This window comes from Helicobacter sp. T3_23-1056 (assembly GCF_053654535.1).
This window is the reverse complement of record NZ_JBSIUU010000099.1, coordinates 1-568: the sequence shown is the minus strand read 5'-3', so window position 1 is coordinate 568 and position 568 is coordinate 1. Positions and strand designations below refer to the sequence as shown.

The window sequence follows — 568 nt, the reverse complement described above, 5'->3', positions numbered from 1 at the left end:
GGGTTAGGGGGCAGGATTTCCCCCTCCCTTTCCCCCTCCCTTTGCGGAGGGGGCTAGGGGGTGGGTTTTTTTGTGTGTGCGCTAGTTTGTTTTAGATTTTGTTTTTGCGTGTGTTTTCGTCATTGCGAGCGGATTTTGAAAAAATCCGCGTGGCAATCTAGTTTTTTCGTCATTGCGAGCCGTGCTTGCACGGCGTAGCAATCTATATTATTTTTTGCAAAAAAAGCGTGTTTTTGGTTTTTTGTAGCGATAGATTGCCACGCATTATATTTTTGATAAAACGCAAAAATATAATGCTCGCAATGACAAAAACCGCGTGGGATTCTAGCTTGCGTGGCGTGGCAATCTAAAATCCCCTCCCTTTGCGTGTTTTTCCCCTGCTTTTTTACCCATAAAGTTGAAACTTACCCTGCACTTCGCTTTTTAGTCTTTGCTGTGCCATTTGGTAGTATTCTTTATCTATTTCATAGCCTAAAAACCTGCGATTTAGCACTTTGCAAGCGTGCGCAGTCGTCCCGCTCCCCATAAAACAATCTAGCACTAAATCCCCCTCTTTGCTAGAATTTAA

Annotated in this window: 1 protein-coding gene; it reads right to left on the bottom strand. The window is 43.7% G+C overall.

Annotated features, from left to right (window positions below):
- Window positions 1–385: 385 nt before the first annotated feature.
- The coding region (locus tag ACWIUO_RS13870) for a DNA methyltransferase (protein ID WP_454178473.1) at window positions 386–568 on the bottom strand (183 nt) is incomplete at its 5' end.